This is a genomic window from Fundidesulfovibrio sp. (assembly GCF_058402725.1).
The window spans coordinates 1-1,763 of record NZ_JBZVFJ010000324.1; the positions used below are offsets into that span (position 1 = coordinate 1).

1 protein-coding gene is annotated in these 1,763 nt (G+C 48.6%); it reads left to right on the top strand.

Features of this window, described 5'->3' with window-relative positions:
- Nucleotides 1–1,408, top strand: a 1,408-nt coding sequence (locus tag ACV4UX_RS19215) for a hypothetical protein (RefSeq protein ID WP_491594884.1), incomplete at its 5' end; no start/stop codon positions are given.
- Nucleotides 1,409–1,763: the final 355 nt, after the last annotated feature.

Consider the following 1,763-nt stretch of genomic DNA (forward strand, 5'->3'; position numbering starts at 1 on the left):
AGGCCGTGTGCTGCCGGGAAATTTCATCACTATGGATTTCAGCAGAGCAAATGTTAAAGTGGAGATGACCTCGTCAAATTCATTTCGCGTCCACTTCGACAAACGCAGCACAGACATGTATGCGAATTTCTCCCTTGTAGACAGGCCTGCATCAGTTCCGCAGGGAAGCCCGATTATGTATCGCCTTCGCTACAAAGGACGGTTCATCCCCGCCGCCGACAATAAAGGGTCTGGCGGCATGGGGTTGGGCATGGTAGATAAACGCGGATGGGATGCAACGTGGTCGGGCACGCGTGTGATAGGGGCTGAGCATGTTAAAGACTGGACTACGTTTGAAGGCGACTTCGCTACACTTTCAGATTGTCCTGGCGCGTTTCTGGTTGCAAGGCTGGAAACTGTAACCGGGCCAGTGTCTGGTACGCTGGAGATAAAGGACATAGAAGTTTTCTACTGCCAGCCGGAGTCGTACCCGCTATATAAAGCTGTTACTGCCACTGCGATGCTGTCGAAAGACAAAGAACAACTGACGATGGTTGTGTTCAATAGAAATCCTGCCGAGGCAATGCCCGTTAAAATCAACCTGAGCGGTTTTAACGCCAAATATGTTGAAGGCACGGAATTGTACACTGCCGACGTGGCCAGCACAAAAGCTTTGCAGGGCAAAAAACTCACCATTGATATCAAGGATAATACCGCCAGCCTGACGCTGCCGCCGTATTCCATGACCGCCTTGCGATTTTTGAAAAATACCCCCGCGTTGCCAATGAAGAAATATTCCAAAATATTGATTATGGGCAACAGCATTACCAAGCACGGCCCAAGCACGCAGGCGTTGGGCTGGGGTGGAAACTGGGGCATGGCGGCTACAGCGTTGGATAAGGATTACGCTCACCGTTTATATAAGATGATATGTGATGCACAAGGCGACAAACCGGAACTCAAAGTTGTCACCATGCTCGCAAAAGATACGCCGTATGCGAAGATGCTTAATCCGATTTCCGAGGAATTCAAAACCGTAGATGACCTGGTGGCATATAACGCTGACCTTGTGATAGTGCAGGTCGGGGGCAATCTTCAGCCGGAAAACGCCACTAAGGAAATATACGGCAAACAACTGTGCGACCTTTTGAAGAAGCTCAAGACCGACAAGAACACTGTGGTCTGCACAAGCCTGTGGCATCGAAGCCCGGCGGCACACCTGAACGAAAACGCCGCCAAAGAAGCCGGCGTAGTTTACGTTGATATAATGACGGTTTCTGATGACCCCAAAAATAGTGCCGCCGCAGAAGGCCACTTCAAAAACGATGGCGTCAACTGGCACCCTGGTGACAGAGGCATGAATGAAATCGCAAAGACAATCTGGAAGCAGTTAAATGAGATGTCGGGGAGATGTAAGGATAGTCGCTAAAGTCAGAGTCAAGTGTTCCATAAAAACGGGGGATTCCTGGGGCAAATCCCGGCATAAAATCTATAACGCATGCATTTTTAATGCGTTATAGCCTTTCGCTGCGCTCAAACCTGTTCTGCAAATATGCGACAGCCGCGTCAAATGGTTGTCATCAAAGTAGACCTTTTTTGAAATCTTGCTATTCATAGGTATTGCAGGTTATTATAATCGTTTCCTTCATCATCTCATTGAATAATGTGTGGAACGTGTTTAGTAACAAGAGGATGCAATGAAAACGAAAAAGGGTGTTACGCTTGATGCGGTTCGGGAAGTTTACAGCGGGCCGGAAATGCAATTGTGGGAACTGCTCATGGGC